Genomic DNA, 23,691 nt, shown 5'->3' with positions numbered 1-23,691 from the left:
CGTCCGTCTGAACGGCCAAACCCCTAGCGCCGGCCCGCTGATCGAACCCCTTTTAGGACCGTGCGGGCCTATGACATCGCCATGGAGACGCTGGTCGTCGGCGCTGGCGCGATGGGTCGCTGGTTCGCCCGGACCGTGGACGCCGACGTCGCCTTCGCCGACGCCGACGCGGCGGCCGCCGACGCGGCGGCCGGGGCGGTCGGCGGGCGCGCGGTCCCGCTCGACGCCGACGGTCGGTTCGACGCGGTCTGTGTCGCCGTGCCGATCTCCGCTGCCGAGGCGGCGATCGCCGAGCACGCCCCGCGTGCGACGCGGGCGGTGTTCGACGTGACGGGCGTCATGGCCGGGCCGGTCGCGGCGATGGCCGAGCACGCGCCCGACGCCGAGCGGGCGAGCCTGCACCCGATGTTCGCGCCGGGGAACGCGCCCGGCAACGTCGCCGCGGTGGTCGACGCGGGTGGACCAACCACCGACGCCGTCCTCGCCGACCTCGCGGCTGCCGGCAACGAGGTGTACGAGACCACGCCGGCCGAGCACGACGCCGCGATGGAGTCCGTCCAGGCGAGCGCCCACGCCGCCGTGCTCGCGTTCGCGCTCGCGGCCGACGACGTGCCGGCGGGCCTCCGAACGCCCGTGCACGAGGGCCTGCTCGACCTCGTCGGGCAGGTGACTGGGAACGAGCCGGGAGTGTACGCGGAGATACAGGCGACGTTCGACGGGGCCGACGCCGTCGCCGACGCCGCCCGCCGGATCGCCGAGGCCGACGGCGACGAGTTCGCGGCGCTGTACGAGGCTGCTGGCGAGGCCGCCGACTCGGAGGGGGAGCCATGACCGACCGCCGCGAGGCCGTCCGGTCGAACGCGAAGTACCTGCGGAACGTCCGGCCGGTCGACCCCGAGGAGGTCTGCGAGTACGTCGAGGGCCAGCCCCACCCCGCGGTCGTTCGGCGGATCCTCCGCGAGGAGGCGTTCGACCTGGGGCTAGTCGAGCGCGAGGACGGCACGTTCGTGCCGGTCGCGGACGGCGCGGTCCGGCCGACGTTCCGCGGCGTCGAGGCGTTCCCGGAGTCGTACGCCGGGGCGCTCGACGACCTCCTCGTCGAGCGGTACGGCGCGGACTGGCACGCCGGCGAGCGCGGCGACGAACTCCGGGAGACGATCCGCCGGCTCAAGGACGCCTACTACCGACAGCACCCCGTCGAATACGACGAACGGGCGGCGCTTGGCTACGCCATCTACCACCTGCCCGACTACTACGCCGCCGTCCAGTACGTGCTGGCCGAACTGGGCGAGGCAGACCTGCTCCCTCGCAAACTCCGCGTGCTGGACGTGGGCGCGGGCACCGGCGGGCCGGCGCTCGGGCTCCACGACTTCCTGCCCGACGACGCGCTCGTGGAGTACCACGCCGTCGAGCCGAGCGACGCCGCCGACGTGCTGGAGCGACTGCTCGACGGGACGGGGCGGAACTTCCACGCGACCGTCCACCGGGAGCGGGCGGAGGCGTTCGATCCCGACGGCGAGTTCGACCTCGTGCTGTTCGCCAACGTCCTCTCCGAACTCGACGACCCCGAGGCCGTCGCGCGGCGCTACCTCGACGCGCTCGCCGACGACGGGTCGCTCGTCGGGCTCGCGCCGGCCGACCGGAACACGAGCATCGGACTCCGCGAGGTCGAGCGCTCGCTGACGGACCGCGCGACCGTGTTCTCGCCGACGGTCCGGCTGTGGCCCGGCGCGGAGCCGAGCGACGAGGGCTGGTCGTTCAGGGTCGAGCCGGACCTGGCAACTCCACCGTTCCAGCGCCGGCTGGACGACGCCGCGACGGACCCCGAACACGACCCCGGCGAGTTCGTCAACGCCGACGTCCAGTTCTCCTACGCCGTCCTCCGGACCGACGGGGAACGCCGCTACGACTTCGCCCCCGACCCGGACCGGTTCGCGAAGATGGCCGAGATGGAGCGCCACGTGCCGAACCGCATCGACCTCGTGGCGATCAAGCTGAGCCACGACCTGAGCGAGGGCGACGCCAACCCCCTGTTCCGCGTCGGCGACGGGAGCGAGTCCGTCGACCACTACGCCGTGCTGACCCGGGAGACGACGCTGAACGCCGACCTCGCGACGGCCGACTACGGCGATCTGGTCATTCTGGAGGGTGTGCTGGCGCTGTGGAACGACGACGAGGGCGCGTACAACCTCGTCGTCGACGAGGAGTCGACCGTCGACCGCGTGCCGCCGTAGCCGAACCAGCGGTCTGCCCGCGACGCGGGGGAACGTCGCGGTAAGCGGTGGGCTTTTCGCCCGTGCCTCCTAGTCGGAGCGCATGGACGACCCGCCGGAGATCCTCCTGACGAACGACGACGGCATCGACAGCCCCGGGTTCCGCGCGCTCCACGACGCGCTCTCGGACGTGGGGAACGTCACCGGCGTCGCCCCCGCGACCGACCAGAGCGCGGTCGGCCGCGCCATGTCCGACGAGGTCGGCGTGACCGAACACGAACTCGGCTACGCCGTCGAGGGGACGCCGGCTGACTGCGTGGTCGCCGGCCTTCAGGAACTCGGACCGTATCCGGATCTGGTCGTGTCGGGCTGTAACACCGGCGCGAACCTCGGCGCGTACGTCCTCGGACGCTCGGGGACGGTCAGCGCCGCCGTCGAGGCGGCTTTCTTCGGCGTCCCGGCGATCGCCGCGTCGCTGTACGTCCCGGTCGGCGACGTGACCTGGTCCGAGTTCGAACCCGATCCGGACGACTACGCGGAGGCGGTCCGCGCGACCAGACACCTCGCGGAGGGGGCGCTCGGCGCGGGCGTGTTCGACGCCGCCGACTACCTCAACGTCAACGCGCCGATGCCGGACGGCTCGCCCGCGCCGATGGAAGTGACCCGGCCCTCGCACGTGTACGACATGGACGCGACCCGCGACGACGGCGTCGTCACGCTCCACGACCGGATCTGGGAGCGCATGGCCGAGGGCGACGTGCCGGACCCCGAGGGCACGGACCGCCGCGCCGTCGCCGAGGGCCGCGTGAGCGTCTCGCCGCTGACCGCACCCCACACCGTCGAACACCACCAGTTCCTCGACGCGCTCGCCGCGGAGTACCCCGGCAACGCGTAGGCGGCGTGAGGGCAGGACCGTATCGTTTTGCGGCTCCGGCCCGTACCGTCGCCCATGACACACGTCGAAATCGAGTACTGCGTCCCCTGTGGCTTCCTCGACCGCGCGGAAGACGTCCAGCACGCGCTGCTTTCGTCGCTCGGCGAGCATCTGGACGCCGTCACGCTCCGCACCGGCGACCACGGCGTGTTCCGCGTCGACGTGGACGGCGAGACGGTGTTCGACAAGGCCGACGACGAGTTCGACGTCGACGCCATCGTCCGGGACGTTCGCGAACGGGCCCGATAGCCGCGTTCGTTCCCAAACGGGTCGTTGAAGTGCAGGCGGTGTGACTCCCCTGCCGAACGCGATGCCTCCCGACCTCCCCGATGTCCCCGACGGGTACCGCGACCGGCCGCCGTTCCCCGCGGTGGCCGCCGAGACGGAGCGCTGGCTCGGCGACGACTCCTCCGGCCACGACATGGACCACGCGTGGCGGGTGTTCGACCTCGGCGTCCGCATCGCCCGGGCGGAGGGTGCCGACGACGCGACGGTCGGTGTCGCGGCGCTGTGCCACGACCTCCACCGCGCGATGGGCGACGACGGCGGCGTCCACCCCGCCGAGTCGCTGGAGACGGTACGGGACGTACTGACCACCGCTGGCGTCGACGAGGACCGGATCGGGGACGTGCTCCACTGCGTGAAAGTCCACGACGAGTACGAGTTCCGCGGGGTCGAACACGAGGCCAAAACCCCGGAGGCCGAGGTGCTCCGGGACGCCGACAACCTCGACGCGATGGGCGCGGTCGGCATCGCCCGCACGTTCGCGTTCAGCGGCGTCGCCGGTCACCGCCTCTGGGACCCCGACGGGACGGAGTACGGCGCGCTGGACCACTTCGCGGAGAAACTGCTCCGCCTGCGCGACGAGATGCACACCGACACCGGCCGGGCGCTGGCGGCGGAGCGCCACGAGTACATGGCCGAGTTCGTCGACCGGTTCCGGGCGGAGTGGCGCGGCGAGCAATGAGTCGGAGCGACGGAATCCGACGGCGACCGTCCGTCAGTGTTTGTGCGTGAACAGCAACACGTCGCCGTCGTGGGTCGTCACACAGAGGTCGAGTAGCATGCTGAGTTCGAGGCTGTTCAGCTCGTCCTCGCAGACGACCAGGTCGTCGAACGGGTCGTCGCAGGCCGGGCACGTGATGCTCACGGTGTTGCGGTACGTCGTCACCCCGTCGGCCGACTCGTGGGGCGTCAGCGACGAGACCATCTCGTCGAATTCGTGTTCGTCCATGCTCCCGCGTACCATGACACCCGTCGGGTATAAACGTACAGGCCGGTCGCGATGGCGTACCGACCGGTCCAACTACGTGGACCACGGTGGCGCGTTCGGGTGTCTCGGTTCCTCACAATAGTTCCTTGCTAATGGATAGCAAAGGCTTTAGTCCGGGTGTAGCCAATAATTCCAGTAGTCGTGGCCCACACGGGCCCGGGACCTGCAACTATGACTGACAACGAACTCATCTGGCGAATCGCGGGCGGTTCCGGAGACGGGATCGACTCGACGAGCCAGAACTTCGCGAAGGCCCTGATGCGCTCGGGGCTGAACGTATTCACGCATCGCCACTACCCCTCGCGCATCCGCGGCGGCCACACCTACGTCGAGATCCGGGCCGCTGAGGACGAGGTGAAATCCCGCGGCGACGGCTACAACTGTCTGCTCGCGCTGGGCGACTCCTTCGCACGGAACCCGCAGGAGAACGCCTACTACGGCAACGAGGAGACCAAGCCGCTGTCGGAGAACCTGGACGAACTCCGTGAGGGCGGCATCATCGTCTACGACTCGGGGCTGCTCGACACGGAGGAGATCCCCGACTTCGAGGAACGCGTCGAGGAGAACGACTGGCACGTGTTCGACATCGACCTCCGTGGCATGGCCAAGGAACACGGCCGCGAGGTCATGCGGAACACGGCCGGCGTCGGCGTCACCGCGGCGCTGCTCGACATGGACCTCGACCACATCGAGGACCTGATGGCCGACGCTATGGGCGGAGACATCCTCGAACAGAACCTCCAGATCCTCCAGGACGCCTACGATTACACCAAGGAGGAGTACGAGTTCGAGCACGACCTGCGCGTCCCCACTGGCGACCACGAGGAGGAACAGGTGCTCCTCTCCGGGTCGAACGCCATCGCGTACGGCGCGCTCGACGAGGGCTGTCGGTTCATCTCCGGCTATCCGATGACCCCGTGGACCGACGTGTTCACCATCATGTCCCAGAACCTGCCGAAGTTCGGCGGCATCTCCGAGCAGGTCGAGGACGAGATCGCGGCGGCGGCGCTCGCGGTCGGCGCGAGCCACGCCGGCGTGAAGGCGATGTCCGGTTCCTCCGGCGGCGGCTTCGCGCTGATGAGCGAGCCGCTCGGCCTCGCCGAGATGACCGAGACGCCGGTCGTCCTCGTCGAGGCGATGCGTGCCGGTCCCTCGACCGGGATGCCGACCAAGCCCGAGCAGGGCGACCTCGAACACGTCCTCTACACCAGTCAGGGCGACTCCAACCGCGTCGTGTTCGCGCCCGGCACCGTCGATGAGGCGTACGACCAGACGCGGATGGCGTTCAAGATGGCCTACGAGTACCAGCTCCCGGCCATCGTCATCTTCGACCAGAAGCTCTCCGGCGAGAACACGAACCTCGACGCGAGCTTCTTCGACCGCGAGCCCAACCCCGACCCCGGCAGCGTCATGACGGAGGACGAGATCGCCGAGGCGGCCCACGACGCCTCCGGGAAGTTCCACCGCTTCCAGCACGAGACCGACGACGGCGTCAGCCCGCGCTCGCTCCCCGGCCAGAAGGGCGGCCGCTACCTGGCGACCGGCAACGAACACAACCCGCCGGGCCACATCAGCGAGGACCCCGAGAACCGCGTCTACCAGATGGACCGCCGGATGCAGAAGCTCGAGTCCATCCGGACGGAGCTCGACGAGGAACACGAGACCCAGCAGACGTACCACGGTCCCGACGACGCCGAGTACGGGATCATCACCTGGGGCAGCCAGCAGGGTGCCGTCGAGGAGGCCGTCGACCGGCTGAACGACGCCGGTCACTCGGTCAAGTCCATCGGCGTCAGCGACATGATGCCGTTCCCCGAGGCCGAGATGACGGAGTTCCTCGAGAGCGTCGACGAGGCGCTCGTCGTCGAGATGAACGCCACGGCGCAGTTCCGCGGGCTGACCCAGAAGGAACTCGGCCTGTACGGCGACAAGATGACCAGCCTCCTCAAGTACAACGGCAACCCGTTCGAGCCGGGCGAGATCGTCCAGGGCTTCGAGGCGGAGATCGACGACAGCGCCACGGACCTTGCGACCGGTACCCGGGTCGAACCCGCAGCAGGTGACTAACCATGAGCGCATTCAACGCAATCGGCGACGAACGCGACATCGACCGCGACGAGTACACTCCCGGCCTCGAACCGCAGCCGACGTGGTGTCCGGGCTGTGGTGACTTCGGCGTCCTGAAGGCGCTGAAGCAGGCACTCCCCGAGGTCGGCCGCACGCCCGACGAGACGCTGGTCTGTACCGGCATCGGCTGCTCGGGCAAGCTGAACAGCTATCTGGACACGTACGGCTTCCACACGATCCACGGTCGCTCGCTCCCCGTGGCTCGCGCCGCCAAGCTCGCCAACCCCGGCGTCGAGGTCATCGCCGCCGGCGGCGACGGCGACGGCTACGGCATCGGCGGGAACCACTTCATGCACACCGCCCGCGAGAACCACGACATGACCTACATCGTGTTCAACAACGAGATCTTCGGGCTGACGAAGGGCCAGACCTCGCCCACCAGCCCGAAGGGTCACAAGTCCAAGACCCAGCCCTCCGGCAGCGCCAAGACGCCGATCCGGCCGCTGTCGCTCGGGCTGACCTCCGGCGCGTCGTACGTCGCCCGGACGGCCGCCGTCAACCCGAACCAGGCCAAGGAGATCATCACCGAAGCCATCGAGCACGACGGCTTCGCGCACATCGACTTCCTCACGCAGTGTCCGACCTGGAACAAGGACGCCAAGCAGTACGTCCCCTACGTCGACATCCAGGACAGCGACGACTACGACCACGACGTGACGGACCGCCGCGAGGCCGCCGAGATGATGCACGAGACCGAGGACCTGCTCTACGAGGGCACCGTCCTCACCGGCCGCTACTACGTCGACGACGACCGGCCGTCCTACCAGGAGGAGAAGCAGGCGATCGGCGAGATGCCGGAGGAACCGCTCGCCGAGCGGTACTTCGACGACGACTACGAGTGGGAGCGCAGCGCGGACCTGCTCGACCGCCACAAGTAAGCGCACTGACCGGTTCCGTAGACCGAGGCCGGCCGAACTGCCGAACCTCGACGCACTCTTGCGGTTTTCACGTCTCCGATCGACCGATCACCGCCGCGATCTGACTGTTTTTGGCTTCAAAAGATATTTTTCTGTTGGAGCAAAACATATTCACATGAGTACGCAGTCCACGGAAGACCGTATTCTCTCCGTCCTGGAGGAGGACGCCCAGGCATCCTACGCGGAGATCGCGGACCGGGCGGAGGTGTCGAAACCGACCGTCCGGAAGTACATCGACAAGCTGGAGTCGGAGGGGGTGATCGTCGGCTACTCGGCCGACGTGGACCCGAAGAAGCTCTCCAGCCAGAGCATCGCCATGGTCGGCATCGACGTGGAAAGCGAGCGCTACGTCGAGGCGACCCAGCGCCTCAAGGACCTGCCGGAGGTCGAGGCGCTGTTCACCTCCAGCGGCGACCACATGCTGATGGCCGAGGTGCGCGCCGCGGACGGCGACGAACTCGGCACGATCATCAGCGACGACATCCTCGACATCGACGGCGTGACCGCCGCGCATCCGTCGTTCCTGCAGGAACGGCTTAAATAGAAAGCCCTCGGCGCTCCTTGGCAGTCGCGCCTCGCCGTTTCAATGTCTACCGGAGGACGCTTCGCGTCCTCCGAGCCTCCGCTCACTTCGTTCACGGAGACGCCGCCAGAATCGCTGCGCGATTCTCGCTAAGGTACCGCCAGTTTGCGCGAGTCGCGGCGGTCGCCGCGACACGCTTCGAGCGCCTGCCCTTCCCCGTGCGCTCGGCATGAACGCCAAGCGCGGCCGCGTGGCAATGTCGGATAGCTTCGTCTCGGTGGCTTCCCTGCGAGCGCCGCGACTGTTTTACCGCTGTCGTCCGTAGGATGGGACATGTCCGTCTACCGTCGGGAGACGCGGGTCGCCGCGCCGCTGTCCGAGGTGTGGGAGTTCCACTCCCGAGTCACGGGGCTGGAGGCGCTGACGCCCGACTTCGCCAACCTCCGGGTCGAGTCGGTGACGGGGCCGGACGGCGACCCCGACCCCGACGTGCTGGAAGCGGGGTCGTCGATCCGGATGTCGATGCGGCCGTTCGGCGTCGGGCCGCGCCAGCGCTGGACCTCCGTCATCACGGAGCGCGAGGAGGGCGAGGGGACCGCGACGTTCCGCGACGCCATGGAGGACGGCCCCTTCGACCGCTGGGTCCACACGCACCGCTTTTTCGCGGACGGCGACGAAACCGTGGTCCGCGACCGCGTCGAGTACGAACTCCCCGGCGGGCGGGTCGGCGAGGCCGTCGGCCCGATCGCCTTTGTCGGGTTCGAACCGATGTTCCGGTATCGCCACCGGAAGACGCGGGAGCTGCTGGAGGGGTGACGATGCCCGGAGCCGACCCCGACGCCCGGACCGGCACGGCGCGACGGCGACGCGAGGCGCTCCGCTCGCTGGAGGGCCGCCGGTTCGGCTCCGCGCGGCGGACCGCGACGGGACTGACGCTCGTCGTCCACCTCCACGACGACTGTTCGATGGCCGACCGCCGCGCGGCGACCGTCGCCGCGCGGTCGCTCTCCGAGGGGTTCCGGGACCGGGTCGACGGCTACGCGCTCTCGTGGACGCTCGCCGCGCCGTCGGTCTGGCCCGCCGACCGGGCGACGCTGCGGCGGTGCTGGGCCGACGCGGTCCGGACATACGGCGGCGACGCCGTCCACCTCTTCCTGCTCAACGACCCGGGCGACTACGGCAACGGCTACGGCCACCGCATCGAGCGCGTCGGCGACGGCGACGGGGCGACCGTGGCCAACGTCGGCGCGGCCCGGTACTGGGACGGGTCGGCGGTCGCCCGCAATCTCGTCATTCACGAGGTGCTCCATGCGTTCGACGCCGACCACCGCGACGGCGCCGTCGCCTACGAGCGCCGGGGCGGCGACCGCGTGTACGCCGACGCCTCGCCGATGGCCACCGCCTACGTCCGGTACGCCGGGCCGGAGTGCGGTCAGGGCGTCCGGGCCTGCGCCGACACGACCTGGCCCGGAACCGGGCGGGTCCCGGGAACGTTCTCCGCCGGCACGGCGAACGGCCAGCCGGCCGAGCGCGTGACGGGACACACGGACCGAGTGGCCGACGCGGCGTGGGCGAGCGTGCAGGCGTGGCTCGACGGGAACTGACCGCCGACCGCAACCGGCAAGGGGGTCCAACGGGACCGTCGTGCCATGAACGGGTCGCTTGCGGACCGTGTCCCGCCGATGGGGGCGCTCGCCGTCGCCGTCGTCGCGGTCAGCACGAGCGCTATTCTCGTCCGGTGGAGCGCCGCGCCAAGCACCGTGGCGGCGTTCTACCGCGTCCTGTTCACCGTGGCACTGGTCGCCCCGATTGCGGCCGTTCGCCACGCTGGCGACTTCCGCCGACTGTCGTGCCGGGACGCCCTCTCGGCGGCCGTCGCCGGCGTCGCGCTTGCGGTCCACTTCGCGTCGTGGTTCGAGAGCCTGAACCACACCAGCGTCGCGGCCTCGGTGACGCTCGTCCAGACCCAGCCGGTGTTCGTCGCCGCCGGCGCTGCGCTGTTCCTGAACGAGCGCGTGGATCGGCGCGTCATCGCCGGGATTCTCGTCGCCGTCGCCGGCGCGGCCGCGATGTCGCTGACCGGCGGCGAAACGGCGACAGTCGGCGGGAACGCGACCCTCGGCAACGCCCTGGCCCTGGTCGGCGCTGTGGCCATGGCCGGGTACGTTCTGGCGGGGCGCTCCATGCGGCAGCGCGTCGCGCTGTTCCCCTACGTCACCGTCGTGTACGCCGCCTGTGCGGCGACGCTGTTCGCGCTGGTCGCGGCGGGCGACGCGCCGGTCGTCGACTACCCGCCCCGGGAGTGGTTCCTCTTTCTCGGCATGGCCGTCGGTCCGGGGGTGTTCGGCCACACGGTCCTCAACTGGGCGCTGGAACACGTCGAGTCCAGCGTCGTCAGCGTCTCGTTGCTGGGCGAACCGGTCGGAAGCACGCTGCTCGCCGCCCTGCTCCTCGCCGAGATCCCGACGGCCGCCACGGCGCTCGGGGGCGCGGTCGTGCTCGGCGGGATATACGTGACGACGACGGGCAGGACGGATCCCGGTGGCGGCTAATCGTCGATCTGGTCCTGGAGCCGGTTTTTCGCCTCGGAGCGCTCCTTCCGCGAGACGGTCGGCGCTTCGCAGGTGAGATCAACCGTGATCTCGTCGAGCGTTCGGCGGTACACGTTCGTCCGTCGCCCCTCCTCGGAGAGATTCCGGCCCTCACACTCCAGCAGTCCCGCGTCGACGAGTTCCTCGATCCGACGATAGCACGTCGCGATGGGCACGTCGAGTTCGTCGCTCAGTCGCTGTGCGGAGGTCGGGGTCCGTGTCGCATGCAGGATCTCGACGCTGTACTTGCTCCCCAGCGCCGCGAGAAGGTCACGCGACCCCGTGTCGTCCGGCTTCGATCGGCTGCTCGCCATCCTTTCGAAACCGTTTCAAATTATCACAGTTGAATCTTCCGGGCGACCGTCGTATCGGGACGCGGTCACGATCCGGTAACCGACCGGACCGCCTCACTATCCGTTTATCGAATCCGCGTCGATCCACATCGCGCGATCACCGTCGACGTGGAGGACCCCCTCGACGTGCGGGATCGGGCTCGACGGCCGATGCACGTCCCCGATGTCCGTGCTGACGGCGTCGTACACCTCGTCGACCAGCCAGGCGTCCACCTCGCCGTCGGTCCGCGAGTCGAAGACGACCACGTGTTCCCCCTGCTCTATCTCCTCGCTGTGTCGGACCGAGACGGTCGCGCCGAACAGGTCCTTGAGGTCGACGACCCGGAGTGACTCCCCGTCGACGTCCATTCGGCCGGCGACCGACCCCGACGCGTCCTCCGGGTCGAGCGTCCCGCTGTCGAGGACGTTTCGGACCCGGTCGAGCGCGACGCAGTACCGTTCGTCGGCAAGGTCGAACGCCAGCATCCGACGGTGTTCGCTCATGGCCGGGATTGAGCTGTGCGGTGCGGTTAAGTTTACTCAATCCCGAGCGGTCAACGAACCCCTCGACAGGTGAACGTTTTTGTGTCTGTCCGCGAAAGGCGAAGCAACGAATGTCTACGGAGCTGCCGGAGGAGTTACTCGGCATCGACGACGTCGGGTTCGACGAGGAGGGACGAGACCCGGAGGGTGACGGGGACGAAGAGGAGGAGCCGGAGGAACAGGAGCGCGTTCTCGTCTTCCGTCTCGGGGACCGGACGTTCGGACTCGACGTCGGCGACGTGCGAAGCATCGTCGAACAGGGCGACCTGACGCGACTGCCGCGCTCGGGCGACGCGATAGACGGCATCATGGACCTGCGCGGGGAGATCACGGCGGTGATCGACCCCCGGAAGCTGCTCCCGGTGCCGGTGGCGGACCGGGAGACGAAACAGCGCGTGATCGTCTTCGACCGCTCGTCGGACGACCAGAGCGCCGGCATCCGGGTCGACGCGGTCGAGGGCGTCAGGTCGTACCCGGTGAGCCAGATCAAGCGCGACGACCCGGCGTTCGAGATGCCCGCCGGGAACCTCGTGAAGGCGGTCGTCGAGGTGCCGGCCGAGGACGAGTCGGCCGACGAGGTGGCAGAGCGCACCTCGATCATCGACGTCGACACGCTGGTTCGTTCGGCGAACTGACGCGTCGTCTCCCCGGATTGGGGCGTGTGTCCTCCGCATACCCGCATTATCGCTGGTGATAACCGGGCGACAGCATTTATGGTCGTACTGTCTGTAGCGGTTGCTGGTGAATCAAATGTCGACAGGGGTGCTCATCGTGGACGACTCTCATTTTATGCGGAATCTACTCCAACAGATTCTCGAAGACGACTACCACATCGTCGGGGAGGCGTCCAACGGCGCGGAAGCGGTGAAACTGTACAAGGAGAAGAACCCGGACATCGTGATGATGGACATCGTGATGCCGAAATGTAACGGGATCAAGGCGACGGCCGCGATCAAGAAACTCGACCCCGACTCGCGGGTCATCATGTGTACCAGCGTCGGCCAGCGCGAGAAGATGAAACTGGCAGTCAAGGCCGGCGCCGACGGCTACGTCACGAAACCGTTCGAGGAACCGAGCGTCAGGAAGGCGCTCACGGACGTCGTCCCGGCATGACCAGCGTCCTCGTTGTCGATGACTCAGCGTTCGTGCGGACGGTGATCGGCAACGCCCTGTCGGACCACGGCTACGAGGTCCAGGAGGCGGCCGACGGCGAAACCGCAGTCGAGATGGCCCGGGTGCACGACCCCGACCTGATCACGATGGACGTCGTGATGCCGGGGATGGACGGGATCGAAGCCGTCGAGCGCATCATGTCGACCGCACCGACGCGGATCCTCATGCTGTCGGCCCACACCGAGGCCGGCGCGGACGCGACCCTCGAAGCGCTCTCGAAGGGCGCGGTCGACTTCCTCGCCAAGTCCGGCGAGTCCGTCCCCCGGGACGCCGCGGACCTCGCCGAGCGACTGGTCGAGAAGGTACAGGAGGTCGAGCAGGTCGACCTCTCGTCGGTCGTCGCACAGCGGGCGGCCGACCGCGCCGCCGCCGCGGCACAGCAGACTGCGGCCGCCGCGACCGGCGGCACCGTGACCGGCGGCGCAGCGCCGGTCGACGGGCCGACGGTCGACCCGACGGCGTCGCCGTCCCCGATCGACGGGGACCTGTCCGCGCGGCTGGGCGACGAGCATCCGGAGCACCCCACCGTCGTCATCGGCGCGTCGACCGGCGGGCCGAAGGTCGTCGAGCGGATCCTCCGCGAACTCCCGCCCGAACTGAACGCTCGCGTGCTCGTGGTGCAGCACATGCCCGCGAGCTTCACCAGCCGACTCGCGGCCCGGCTGGACGACCTCTCGCCGTACGACGTACGAGAGGCGGTCGACGGCGACAGCGTCGGTCCCGGCGAGGCCGTGGTCGCGAAAGGCGAGTACCACATGCGCGTGGCTCCGACGGACGGGGACGACCTCCGGGTCCGGCTCACGGAGGACCCCCGTCGCCACGGCGTCCGCCCCGCTATCGACGTGACGATGGAATCGGCGGCCGAGGCCGTCGACGAGGGGCTGGTCGGCGTCGCGCTCACCGGCATGGGCAAAGACGGCGCGGCCGGCATCGAGTCGATACACCGGGCCGGCGGAACGACGATAGCCCAGGACGAGGCGTCGAGTCCCGTGTTCGGCATTCCGCGGAAGGCGATCGAGACGGGAGCCGTCGACGCCGTGCTCGACGCGGCGTCGATCCCGGCAGGGATCGTCGACGCAACGACAGCGGACGGTGATACCAATGGATGAGTACGTCAGGGACTTCGTTCAGGAGAGCGAGGAGGCGATCACGACGCTGAACAACGCGTTGCTTGACCTGGAAAGCGACCCGGACGACGACGAGGCGATGGACGAGATATTCCGGACCGCCCACACGCTCAAGGGGAACTGCGGCGCGATGGGCTTTACCGACGCGAGCGACCTCGCCCACGCGATGGAGGACCTCCTCGACGCGGTCCGGGCCGGCGAGGTCGAGGTCACGCCGTCGCTGATGGACCAGGTGTTCGAGGGGGTCGACCGCCTCGAAGCGATGCTCGACGAGACCCGGCGGCACGGCGAACCCCAGTCGGACCCGACGCCGGTCATCGAGTCGCTCCGGGCGTACGTCCCCGACTCCGCCGACACGCGGATCGAGGAGCCGACCGACGACGCCGTCGAGTCGCTGCTGTCGGCGGCGGACCGCCCGACCGACGGGGCACACGACGTGTACCACGTCCGCCTCGACATCGCGGGCGGCGACGACGGTATCCTCGTCGTGGAGGCGCTCCGGGACGCGTTCGACCTGCTCGGCACGGACCCGCCCGAGGACGACATCGCCGACGGCGAGTTCGGCGGGGCGTTCGACGCCGCCTTCGCCAGCCCGGTCGGTGAGGCGGCGATCAGCGCCGCGCTCGAACCGGTCGACGCCGTCGAGGCCGCGATCATCACGGACGCGACGGACCTCTCGGACGGCATCGCCGAACCGACGGCCGAGCCGGCGACCGGGGAGCCGACCGCCGACCCGGAAGCCGCTTCGGCGGCCGCGGCCGACGCGGAACCCGACCCGGACGACGTCTCCGTCGACGAACTGCTGGACGACGACGAGGTCGACCAGTTCGAGGACCTCGATTCGATGGTCGACGAGGTCGACGACGTGGAGGGGCTGGACGACCTCGGCGACGCCGGCTCGTTCGAGGGGATCGAAGCCGAGCCGGAGGTGTCCTCGCTCGACGAGGCGGCGGACGACGACCCGTCCGTCGACGACGTCCTCGACGAGGCCGAGGACGCGGTCGACGCGGCCGAGACGGAGTCCGACTCCGGCGAGACGGCGGACGACGGCGACGAACAGGTCGAGGACGCGTCCAGCACGTTCGCGGAGCTACAGGACGAGGTCGACCCCGTCGGCTTCGACGAGTTGCAGGACGAACTCGACGAGCTGGAGTTCGACGAGTACGAGGACGAGGAGGAGGTCGGCTTCGACGAACTGCTCGGCGACGAGGCCGAGGCGGACGACGACGCGTTCGAGGACGCACTCGACGACGTCGACGCGGCGCTGGCCGAGGAAGAGGAGAGCGACGACACGGTCGACGCGACCGCGGAGGACGCGACCGCCGACTCGGACGACGCGCTCGAAGCCGAGAGCGACGCGTTCGACGACCTCGTCGCGGACGACGGCGAGACGGCCGACGACCCGTTCGGCGACGACGAAATCGACGGGGGCGACCCGTTCGGCCAGACAGCCGACGCCGCCGCTGATGCGGACACCGTCGACGCCGACAGTACCGCCGACCCCGATGCGGACACAGCAAACGCCGACACCGCTGCCGACGAGACGGTCGACGACGTGCTCGACGAGGTCGGCTTCGGCGAGGAGTCGACCGCGACGGCGGACGAGGCTGGTGTGACGGCCGACGAGGCGGAGGGAGAGGCTGCGAGCGCCTCCGCCGACGACGCGACCGACGACACGAGCACCGTCGAGTCCAGCGACTTCGGGGACGTCGACCTCGACACCGGGTCGACCGTCGACACGACGACCGACGTCGGCGAGTTCGAGGGGTTCGACGCGCCGGCAACGGAAGACGCCGAGGAGACCGACGAACCCGCCGAGGAAGCGTCCGCCGACGACGCCGCCGCAGCGGACGCCGTTGCAACGGCCGACGCGGCGACGACCGCCGACGCGACGGCGGACGACGCCGCGCCGTCCGACGACACGGCGGCGAGTTCCCGGTCGGCGATCGACCAGAGCGGTCCGACCGGGCGGTCCGAGGAGATCCAGTCCGTCCGGGTCGACGTGGAGAAGGTCGACCGGCTGATGAACCTCGTCGAGGGGATGGTCACCAGCCGCGTTCGGCTCCGCCGGGCGATCGAGCGGGGCGACTCGCTGGCCCTGCTCGACCAGGAGCTGGACGAACTGGAGGACATCACGACCGAACTGCAGGACACGGTGATGGACATCCGGCTCGTCCCCCTGTCGACGGTCGCCAACCGGCTCCCCCGGACCGTCCGGGACATCGCCCGCGAGCAGGGCAAGGAGGTCGACTTCGAACTGCTCGGCGGCGACGTGGAGCTCGACCGGAGCGTCCTCAACGAGATCGGCGACCCGCTGGTCCACATCGTGCGCAACGCGGTCGACCACGGGGTCGAGCCGCCCGAGGAGCGCGAGGCCGCCGGGAAGGACCCGGAGGCGTCGGTCGAGCTTCGGGCGCGCCGCGAGCGCGACCGCGTCGTGATCGAGGTCGAGGACGACGGGCGCGGCCTCGACGCGGAGCGGCTCCGCGAGACCGCCGTCGAGGAGGGGATCCGGACCCGGGGGGAGGTCGAGTCGATGGACGACGAGGACGTGTACGACCTCGTCTTCACCGCCGGCTTCTCGACCTCCGACGAGGTCACCGACGTCAGCGGGCGCGGCGTCGGGATGGACGTGGTCGCGAGCACCGTCGAGGACCTCGACGGCGACGTGGCGGTCGAGAGCGAACCGGGCGAGGGGACGACGGTCCGGCTGACGCTGCCGGTGACCGTCGCCATCGCCGACGTGCTGTTCGTCGCGGCCGGCGAGGAGGAGTACGGGATCCCGATCAAGGACGTCCAGGAGATCGGCCCGCTCGACGACGTGTCGACGGCCGACGGCGAACCGGTCGTCCGCCGGGACGACGAGGAGTACCCGCTGCTGGACCTTGCCGACGAACTGGACGCGCCGGGGCCGCGGCGGAGCGGCGAGAACATGCTCGTCCGGGTGCGCGACGACGTTCGCCCGGTCGCGATAGAGTGCGACGAAGTCCGCGGCCAACAGGAGGTCGTGGTCAAACCCTACGAGGGCGTCCTCGGCGACATTCCCGGGCTCTCCGGCGCGACGGTGCTCGGCGAGGGCGACGTGGTCAACATCCTGGACGTGGAGTCACTATGAACGGAGACAGACGGAGGCAACTATGAGTCTGATGGTCGACATCCGGAAGTTGAGCTTTATCAACGAGATGGCGAAAGTCGGGACGAACGGCGTCGCCGACAACATGAGCAAACTCACCGGCGAGGACGCTCAGATGGAGGTGACGAAGACGAACTTCGTCGACATCGAGGACATCACCGCCCAGCTCGACGAGGGGCGACGGGTCGGCGTCCGGGTCCGGCTCATGGAGCCGCCACACGGGCACATCCTCATCCTCTTCCCGGAGGCCAGCGCCAAGAAGATCACGGCGCTGATGCTGTCGGACATGGTCGACGACCTCTCGTCGGTCTCCGGCGAGATGGCCAGAAGCGCCGTCGAGGAGCTTGGCAACATGATGGCCAGCGGCTTCATCGACGGCTGGGCCGACGTGCTCGGGCGCACGATAGACATCGCAACGCCCCAGCTCGTCTACGCCGAGGCCGACGAGGTCGTCGAACGGACGGCCGGGCTCGGCGGGGACGACCTGGCGCTGTTTTTCGACTCGCAGCTACACGTCCCCTCCTACGAGGTCGAGGCGGAGATATACGCGTTCCCCGACCTGGAGGAGTTCGTCGAAATGATCAACAGCATCGAGGCACAACCCGCATGAAACTGGATGTCAACGCCCTCGGCACGTTCTACCGCATGGCTCGCGAGGGATCCGGGCTGGCGGCCGGCCGACTCACCAGCATGACCGGCGTCGGCACTCGCGTCGGCGTCACGAAGCTGAACTTCATGCGCGGGTCGGAGATCCGCTCGGAGATAGACGACGGCCGCGACAAGGTCGGCATCCGGGTGGAACTCACCGCCGGGCTGGAGGGCCACTCGGTCATCATCTTCGACCGCGAGGCCGCCGAGGAGGTCGTCCGGACGCTCATTCAGGACGAGGCGACCGGCGAGTTCACCGGGATGGACCAGAGCGCCGTCACGGAGGTCGGCCAGATCATGACCAACGGGTTCATCGACGGCTGGGCCGACGTGCTCGGCATGGTCATCGACGTGTCCACGCCGGAGTTCGTCGAGGGCCAGACCGCCGAGCCGTTCTTCGGCGACCTGGACACCGCCCCGAGCGAGGACGACCTCGCGCTCCTGTTCCGCAGCCAGATCGAGGCCGTCGACACGGAGATCGGCTACAAGCACTACCTGCTCCCCGACCACGACTCCATCGCCGAGATCCTCGACCGCCAGCGCGGCGACCGCGAGGGGATCGAGTACGACAAGCTCGTCGGCTTCGACAAGCTCGCACAGCAGGGCGCGACGGAGGTCGCAAACGCCGTCACGACGCTGACCGGCATCGAGACGACCGTCGAGATCCGGCGGCTCAACTTCGTCTCGCTGGAGACGATCCCCGAGGAGCTGGCCGACGAACCGCTCGTCGGGGTCGCGTTCTCGTTCGACGGGACGCCGTCGGGCTACCTCCTCTTCCTGTTCGACGAGGACTCGGCCCGGGAGGTCGTCGAGGCGACGGTGCCGTCGCCACCGGACGACGAGTTCGGGGAGATGGGCACGTCGGCGATCAAGGAACTGGGCAACATCATGGCCAGCGGCTTCCTCGACGGCTGGGCGAACGTGCTCGACACGACGATCGACCACTCGACGCCGGAGTTCGTCCACGACGTCGGGCCGGCCGTCATCGACCCCGTCGTCATCGACCTCGGCGAGAACCAGGACTACGCCTTCGTCTTCGACACGCAGATCGAGGCCGACGACCGCGAGTTCGACTGCGACATCTACGCCATCCCCAACGAGGAGGACCTGGAACGCGCGCTGAACGACCTCGACGTGGACCGGGTCGAGGACGCGAAAACGACCGCGGAGTTCCCGGTCGACGAGGCGAAGTCACAATGAAGACGTACGGCAGCGAGCCCGGCACGCCGACGACCGACCCCATTCAGGTCGGCATCTCGGAGTTCTACATCACCGAGGAGGACGTGACGCTGAAATCCTACGGGCTGGGGTCGTGTCTCGCCGTCGCGCTGTACGACCCCGAGTCGGGGATCGCCGGGCTCGCACACGTTATGCTCCCGGACGGCGACGCGAACGACTCCAGCGACGAAAACCCGGGCAAGTTCGCCGACACCGCGATCCGCGCGATGCTCCGCCAGATGGTCGAGGCGGGCGCGACCTACACCGGCGTCGAGGCGAAGCTCGCCGGCGGCAGCGATATGTTCGAGTTCGACAGCTTCGGCGAGGCGGTCGGCAAGCGCAACGTCGTCGCGGCCCGGGAGGAACTCGACAAGCTCGGCGTCCCCATCGCCGCCGAGGAGGTCGGCGGCCAGCGCGGACGAACCGTCGAGTTCGACGCCGGGACGGGGACGCTCAGCATCCGCACGTCCGACGAGGAGGCGGGCGGCGTCACCGAACTGTGAGCGCCGAGCCGTCGTACGACGAGCTCGCGACGTTCATCGAGGAGGAGATGGCGTTCGCGACGAGTCACTACAACGACAGCTACCTCCAGCGCCGGCTGGCCTCCCGGATGCGTCGGACCGGCTGCGACGGGTACGACGAGTACCTCGAAACCCTGCGGGGCGACCCCGACGAGCAGCAGGCGCTGCTGGACGCCCTGAGCATCAACGTCACCGGCTTCTTCCGGAACGAGGACGTCTGGGACGGTATCCGCGGCGTCCTGCAGGACCTCACCGAGGAGCAGGACCGGATTTCCGTCTGGAGCGCGGCGTGTGCCGACGGCCGCGAGCCGTACTCGCTGTCGATGCTCGCCGCCGACGACCCCCGGATCGACGAGTCGTCGCTGTCGGTACTCGCCACGGACATCAACGACGCGGCGCTCGACGCCGCCCGCGAGGGCGTCTACGAGAGCAGCCAGACCGTCGACATCGACGACCAGCTCAGCTACCTCTCGAACTACCACCGCTTCATCGACCGGAGCGGCGACACGTTCGCGGTGCGGGACTCGGTCAAGGACCGCGTCGCGTTCGAACACCACGACCTCATCAACGACGACCCGAAGGATGGGTTCGACCTCGTCGTCTGCCGGAACCTCTTCATCTACATCGACGGCGAGTACAAGCGTCCGATCCTCCGGACGCTGGCCGAGTCGCTCCGTGCGGACGGCTACCTCGTCATCGGCAAGGCCGAGACGATCCCGCCGCAGTTGAAGTCCGCGTTCTCGGTGCTCGACGGCCGGCTCAGGATATACCGCCGCGAGTAGCTCCCGCTGGATCCGCTTTTCGTCGCCAAAAACCGCTTGGCATCCGCCATCGACCCGAGAGAACGATTCATCGGGAAAAACGTTGGTTCGCGGCACAGTCCGAACAGGCCGCGAACCAGTACCGGACTACGGCGGCCGGTTCAGTCCTCGTTCGGCTCGTCCTGGACGAACGAGAACATGTCGTCCTCGTCGCCGTCGTCCGGCTGATCGTCGTCCTCGGCGTCGTCGGCGTCCGCGTCGGGTTCCGCGTCGCCGTCGGTCGCCTCGAACGACAGGCCGCTGGCGTCGTCGACTGCCTCGCCGTCCTCGGCCGCCCCACCCTCCTCAGCGTCGTCGCCGAGCGCGAGCGGGTCCTCGTCGCTGCCCGCCTCCTCGTCGGTCGCATCGCCGCCGGTCTCGGCAACTACCGCGTCGTCGTCGGTCCCGGACGCCGCTTCGTCGTCGAGGGCAGTCTCGTCGCCCGTATCGTCGTCGCTCTCGACCAGGTCGTCGGACTGGATGTCGTCGTCCGCGGCCGGCGGAGCGAGCGGGTCGTCTTCGGTCCCGCCATCGTCCGCCTCACCGGTCTCACTGTCGTCTCCCGCCGGCGGAGCGAGCGGGTCCTCCGCGTCCTCGGCAGCGTTGTCCTCGTCCGCGTCGGCGGTCTCGGCGAACGGCACGTCGTCGTCGCCGATGTCGAGGTCCGGCTGGGTGAGACCCTCGTCGGCGTCTTCCGGGCCGCCGGCGTCGGCGTCCCCGGTCGGCTCCGGCGCGGCGAGCGCGTCGTCGGCGTCCGCGGGCTCGTCCTCGTCGAACGTCGCCGCGTTGCTGCCGAGCGAGCCGTCGTCCCCGCCGTCGTCTATCTCGTCGGGGAACTCGAGGTCCGTGTCCTCGATCCCGTCGACGACCGCGGGGTCGTCGTCGATCCCGGTGTCGTCTAACGCCATGCCGTCTCCGGCGTCGGGTTCGTCGGTGTCGTCCAACGCCGCACTTTCGTCCTCGTCGGTCTCCGCCGCCTCGTCCGCGTCGCCGCCCAGCAGGCTCTCGGGGTCGGTCACGTCGAAGCTGGCGTCCGCGTCGGTGTCGAAGCGGTCGAGGGCCTCGGAGAGGCGGGACGCCTGTCCGGCGAGGTCGCTGGCGCTCCGGGACACCTCCGTCAGCGCGGTCGTCTGCTCCTCGGCCGCGGCCGCGACGTTCTCGGCCTCCGCCGTCGTCTCCTGGCTGATCGTCGCCGCCTCGTCGACCATGGCGACGACCTGCTGTGTCGAGGCGGCCTGCTGCTCGGTCGCCGCGCTGATCTCCTGAACGCCGGTGTTGGTCTCCTGAGCGTAGCCGGCGATCTCCTCCAGCGCGTCGACCGCGTTCTCGACGGAGTCGGTGTGTTCGGCCACCTGGTCGCTGGCGTTCTGCACCTCCGCGGCGGTCCGCTCGGTCTGCTCGCGGATCCGTTCGAGGCGTTCCTCGACCTCCTCGGCCGCCTCCTTCGTGTCCTCGGCCAGGTCCTTGACCTCGCCGGCGACCACCGAGAAGCCCTCGCCGGACTCGCCGGAGCGGGCGGCCTCGATGTTGGCGTTCAGCGCGAGCATGTTCGTCTGCTCGGCGATCTCGCCGATGAAGTCGATCAGTTCGTCGATCTGCTCCATCTCGGCCTCCAGCTGTTCGATCTCCTCGACGGCCTGCTCGGACTCGTCCTCGATCTGGCGCATCCCCTCGATGGCGGCCTCGGCTGCTTCACGACCTTCACGGCCGGTTTCGGCGGTGCGCTCCGCGATGTCGGCGACCTCGTTCGACGAGGACGCGATCTCCTCGACCGTCGTCGACAGGCCGGACATCTCGCTGGACACCGACTGGAGCTGGTCGTTCTGGCGCTCGGCCCCGTCGGAAATCTCCTGAATGGACTCCGTCACCTGTTCGCTGGCCGACCGGACCTCCTCGGAACTGGCCGTCACCTCCTCGCTGGAGGTGGCCACCTCGTTCGCGAAGTTCTTGAGCTGCTCGGTCGTCTCCTCTATCTGCCCGATCATCTCGTTGAACTCCGCCGCGATGTCGTCCATCGCCTCGTTCGCGGGGTCGGGCTCCATCCGCCGGGTGAAGTCGCCGTCGGCGGCGTCCTGCATGACCTCGCTGTACTCGTCGGCCTTCGATTCGAGGTGCTGGTTCATCTCCTCCGCACGGGCGCGTGCCTGCTCGGCCTCCTCGCGGGCCTCCTGTGACTCCTGTATCTGGTTTTTCAGGGCGTCACGCATGCTCCCAAACCCGGTGTAGAGACGACCGATGTTGTCGATACGCTGGGTCTCGAAGTCGACATCCAGGTTCCCCTGCTCCATCTGCTCGGTCTTGCTCGTCAGGCGGTCGATTGCGGTCGCCGTGTTCCGCCCCAGCACCGCGCCGACGAGACCGATGAGGAGGACTCCGCCGATCGTCGCCAGCGTCCCGTACTGGGAGACGCTGCCGGCGAACCCGTACGCGCTGTCGCTCGGCTCGTGAACGAGCACGACCCACTCGGTGTCGAGGTCGTCGACCTGTGCGTAGCCGACGACGTACTCGCCGCCGTCGCGGTTGTAGGGACCGGACGGTCCTTCCTCGTTCCAGTTGATGACCTCGGTGGTCCCGGACGTGGTCGCGTTCGCGATCAGCGAACTGTCCTGAGAGTATCGCTGGCCGAACGTGCTGGTGGCCGACTGACCCTGCACGTCGTCGAAGAGGATCCTTCCGTTCTGGTTGGTGACGACCGTCAACACGTCGTCGTTGTCCGCGCTCTGGAACCGACTGGAGTAGACGTCGAGGTTAAACGTGTACGCGATCGTGTGATTGGGATTGAGCGGGACCGAACGGAGGTAGGTCACCATCGTCGTCCCGTCGTTCGTGTACACCTCGGAGATTTTGACGTCCTCTCCCATATCTGAGGTCACGTTTGCGGTCCACGGTTCGTTGAGTTCCGAAAACGCTACGTTGCGCCGTTCGGCATCAGAACTCGCCTCAACCCGGTTATCAGCTGCGTTGACGTAGTCGATATTGACGACCCCTCTGATTTCGCTCTCACGGTTGTTGAGTTGTGTATTGATAAAACTCGGGTTCCCGTTCTGGACCGTGTCGGACGAGGCCAACGATTCGGTCAGGATCTTGTTCCGTTCGTTCCAGTTATTGAGGTTTTCGGCCTCCTGCTGGACGGTGTCGGCGTAGTCCTGGTTGATGTTCTGTGTGACCTCGCTCTGAATCTGTGCTGTCCCCACGTAGCCGATGGCACCGACGGAAAGACCGAGTATCAGGAGCGCGATCCCGAACTTGAGCGCGTATCGTTTCCTGATAAACGTCGGTACGATCCGCCGAAGACCGCCTATCATACCTTCGAAGCGAAGCTACCTTCACATAAATCCTCACCGACCGTTATCATCACTGATACCGACGGACTGAACGTGGATCGATGTGGCGGGTCCGAGAGTACGTGACGGACAGGTTACCTGTAGGGGAACTGTTTTGGTAGCCCGACACACAGCCCCGGAGGATGACGTTCGTCAACGGATCGGACTGCCCCGACTGCGGAACCGTCGTCGAAACCGCGAACGGCACCGATTACGAGTGTCCGGAGTGTGGCAGAGCCTTCGACCACGCCGACCTGTTCTATCCGTAGCTACTACTACGACTGACCGCAAAGCA

24 protein-coding genes are annotated in these 23,691 nt (G+C 68.5%); 20 read left to right on the top strand and 4 right to left on the bottom strand.

The window, feature by feature from the left end; all coding sequences use genetic code 11:
• Nucleotides 1–81: 81 nt before the first annotated feature.
• From D8896_RS14205 to D8896_RS14185, 5 genes are all read left to right on the top strand, one after another.
• Complete coding sequence (locus D8896_RS14205; RefSeq protein WP_121822773.1) at nt 82–831, top strand: prephenate dehydrogenase/arogenate dehydrogenase family protein; 750 nt, start codon at nt 82–84, stop codon at nt 829–831.
• Nucleotides 828–2,234 (top strand): small ribosomal subunit Rsm22 family protein, encoded by a 1,407-nt coding sequence (locus tag D8896_RS14200; RefSeq protein WP_121822772.1) that lies wholly within the window; start codon nt 828–830, stop codon nt 2,232–2,234. Before D8896_RS14205 ends, D8896_RS14200 begins: the two co-directional genes overlap by 4 nt.
• An 82-nt stretch (nt 2,235–2,316) precedes the next feature.
• Nucleotides 2,317–3,108 carry a 5'/3'-nucleotidase SurE gene (gene surE, locus D8896_RS14195; protein WP_121822771.1) on the top strand — a complete coding sequence of 264 codons (792 nt, stop codon included), beginning with the start codon at nt 2,317–2,319 and terminating at the stop codon, nt 3,106–3,108.
• A 54-nt stretch (nt 3,109–3,162) separates the two neighbouring features.
• Entirely contained in the window at nt 3,163–3,396 is a 234-nt protein-coding gene (locus tag D8896_RS14190) for a SelT/SelW/SelH family protein (RefSeq protein WP_121822770.1), read from the top strand.
• A 40-nt stretch (nt 3,397–3,436) separates the two neighbouring features.
• The gene (locus D8896_RS14185) at nt 3,437–4,114 is read left to right on the top strand and encodes an HD domain-containing protein (RefSeq protein ID WP_240452035.1); all 678 of its coding nucleotides are present in this window, start codon (nt 3,437–3,439) and stop codon (nt 4,112–4,114) included.
• A 33-nt stretch (nt 4,115–4,147) separates the two neighbouring features.
• Here the strand turns inward: D8896_RS14185 and D8896_RS14180 are convergent, their stop codons facing one another.
• The gene (locus D8896_RS14180; RefSeq protein WP_121822768.1) at nt 4,148–4,381 is read right to left on the bottom strand and encodes a DUF7385 family protein; all 234 of its coding nucleotides are present in this window, start codon (nt 4,379–4,381) and stop codon (nt 4,148–4,150) included.
• A gap of 210 nt (nt 4,382–4,591) precedes the next feature.
• Here D8896_RS14180 and D8896_RS14175 point away from each other — a divergent pair, with 210 nt between their 5' ends.
• The 6 genes from D8896_RS14175 (at nt 4,592) to D8896_RS14150 (ending at nt 10,539) form a co-directional block, all read left to right on the top strand.
• Complete coding sequence (locus D8896_RS14175) at nt 4,592–6,487, top strand: 2-oxoacid:acceptor oxidoreductase subunit alpha (RefSeq protein WP_121822767.1); 1,896 nt, start codon at nt 4,592–4,594, stop codon at nt 6,485–6,487.
• 2 nt (nt 6,488–6,489) lie between these two features.
• Nucleotides 6,490–7,425, top strand: coding sequence for a thiamine pyrophosphate-dependent enzyme (locus D8896_RS14170; protein WP_121822766.1), 936 nt, complete (start codon nt 6,490–6,492; stop codon nt 7,423–7,425).
• 154 nt (nt 7,426–7,579) lie between these two features.
• Nucleotides 7,580–8,008, top strand: coding sequence for an HTH-type transcriptional regulator LrpA1 (gene lrpA1, locus D8896_RS14165; protein ID WP_121822765.1), 429 nt, complete (start codon nt 7,580–7,582; stop codon nt 8,006–8,008).
• A 312-nt stretch (nt 8,009–8,320) separates the two neighbouring features.
• Nucleotides 8,321–8,803 (top strand): SRPBCC family protein, encoded by a 483-nt coding sequence (locus D8896_RS14160; protein WP_121822764.1) that lies wholly within the window; start codon nt 8,321–8,323, stop codon nt 8,801–8,803.
• 2 nt (nt 8,804–8,805) lie between these two features.
• Nucleotides 8,806–9,591 carry a hypothetical protein gene (locus D8896_RS14155; protein ID WP_121822763.1) on the top strand — a complete coding sequence of 262 codons (786 nt, stop codon included), beginning with the start codon at nt 8,806–8,808 and terminating at the stop codon, nt 9,589–9,591.
• A gap of 45 nt (nt 9,592–9,636) precedes the next feature.
• Complete coding sequence (locus D8896_RS14150; protein WP_121822762.1) at nt 9,637–10,539, top strand: DMT family transporter; 903 nt, start codon at nt 9,637–9,639, stop codon at nt 10,537–10,539.
• Here the strand turns inward: D8896_RS14150 and D8896_RS14145 are convergent.
• Together D8896_RS14145 and D8896_RS14140 are read right to left on the bottom strand one after the other, a co-directional pair.
• A complete protein-coding gene (locus D8896_RS14145; protein ID WP_121822761.1) occupies nt 10,536–10,892 on the bottom strand; it encodes a winged helix-turn-helix domain-containing protein in 357 nt (118 codons plus the stop codon). The genes D8896_RS14150 and D8896_RS14145 overlap by 4 nt on opposite strands.
• 96 nt (nt 10,893–10,988) lie before the next feature.
• Entirely contained in the window at nt 10,989–11,414 is a 426-nt protein-coding gene (locus D8896_RS14140; protein ID WP_121822760.1) for a chemotaxis protein CheW, read from the bottom strand.
• Between the two features lie 110 nt (nt 11,415–11,524).
• Between D8896_RS14140 and D8896_RS14135 the strand changes: the two genes are divergently transcribed.
• The 8 genes from D8896_RS14135 to D8896_RS14100 all read left to right on the top strand — a co-directional run bounded on the left by D8896_RS14135 (nt 11,525) and on the right by D8896_RS14100 (nt 20,055).
• The gene (locus D8896_RS14135; RefSeq protein ID WP_121822759.1) at nt 11,525–12,088 is read left to right on the top strand and encodes a chemotaxis protein CheW; all 564 of its coding nucleotides are present in this window, start codon (nt 11,525–11,527) and stop codon (nt 12,086–12,088) included.
• A gap of 115 nt (nt 12,089–12,203) precedes the next feature.
• On the top strand, nt 12,204–12,566 hold the full coding sequence (gene cheY, locus D8896_RS14130; protein ID WP_121822758.1) for a chemotaxis protein CheY: 363 nt from the start codon (nt 12,204–12,206) through the stop codon (nt 12,564–12,566).
• A complete protein-coding gene (gene cheB, locus D8896_RS14125) occupies nt 12,563–13,735 on the top strand; it encodes a chemotaxis-specific protein-glutamate methyltransferase CheB (RefSeq protein ID WP_121822757.1) in 1,173 nt (390 codons plus the stop codon). Before cheY ends, cheB begins: the two co-directional genes overlap by 4 nt.
• A complete protein-coding gene (locus tag D8896_RS14120; RefSeq protein WP_121822756.1) occupies nt 13,728–16,868 on the top strand; it encodes an Hpt domain-containing protein in 3,141 nt (1,046 codons plus the stop codon). Before cheB ends, D8896_RS14120 begins: the two co-directional genes overlap by 8 nt.
• A gap of 22 nt (nt 16,869–16,890) precedes the next feature.
• On the top strand, nt 16,891–17,496 hold the full coding sequence (locus D8896_RS14115; protein ID WP_121822755.1) for a chemotaxis protein CheC: 606 nt from the start codon (nt 16,891–16,893) through the stop codon (nt 17,494–17,496).
• Nucleotides 17,493–18,734 (top strand): chemotaxis protein CheC, encoded by a 1,242-nt coding sequence (locus D8896_RS14110; RefSeq protein ID WP_121822754.1) that lies wholly within the window; start codon nt 17,493–17,495, stop codon nt 18,732–18,734. The genes D8896_RS14115 and D8896_RS14110 overlap by 4 nt, the downstream gene beginning before the upstream one ends.
• Nucleotides 18,731–19,255, top strand: coding sequence for a chemotaxis protein CheD (locus tag D8896_RS14105; protein ID WP_121822753.1), 525 nt, complete (start codon nt 18,731–18,733; stop codon nt 19,253–19,255). Before D8896_RS14110 ends, D8896_RS14105 begins: the two co-directional genes overlap by 4 nt.
• On the top strand, nt 19,252–20,055 hold the full coding sequence (locus D8896_RS14100; protein ID WP_121822752.1) for a CheR family methyltransferase: 804 nt from the start codon (nt 19,252–19,254) through the stop codon (nt 20,053–20,055). Before D8896_RS14105 ends, D8896_RS14100 begins: the two co-directional genes overlap by 4 nt.
• 140 nt (nt 20,056–20,195) lie before the next feature.
• Here the strand turns inward: D8896_RS14100 and D8896_RS14095 are convergent, their stop codons facing one another.
• Nucleotides 20,196–23,378, bottom strand: a complete 3,183-nt coding sequence (locus D8896_RS14095; protein ID WP_205596834.1) for a methyl-accepting chemotaxis protein — start codon at nt 23,376–23,378, stop codon at nt 20,196–20,198.
• Between the two features lie 161 nt (nt 23,379–23,539).
• Between D8896_RS14095 and D8896_RS20005 the strand changes: the two genes are divergently transcribed.
• Entirely contained in the window at nt 23,540–23,665 is a 126-nt protein-coding gene (locus D8896_RS20005; protein ID WP_259372648.1) for a C2H2-type zinc finger protein, read from the top strand.
• Nucleotides 23,666–23,691: the final 26 nt, after the last annotated feature.

Source organism: Halostella salina (genome assembly GCF_003675855.1).
GTDB lineage: Archaea > Halobacteriota > Halobacteria > Halobacteriales > Natronoarchaeaceae > Halostella > Halostella salina.
The sequence above is the reverse complement of the archived record's forward strand: the minus strand, read 5'-3'. Positions and strand labels throughout refer to the sequence as shown.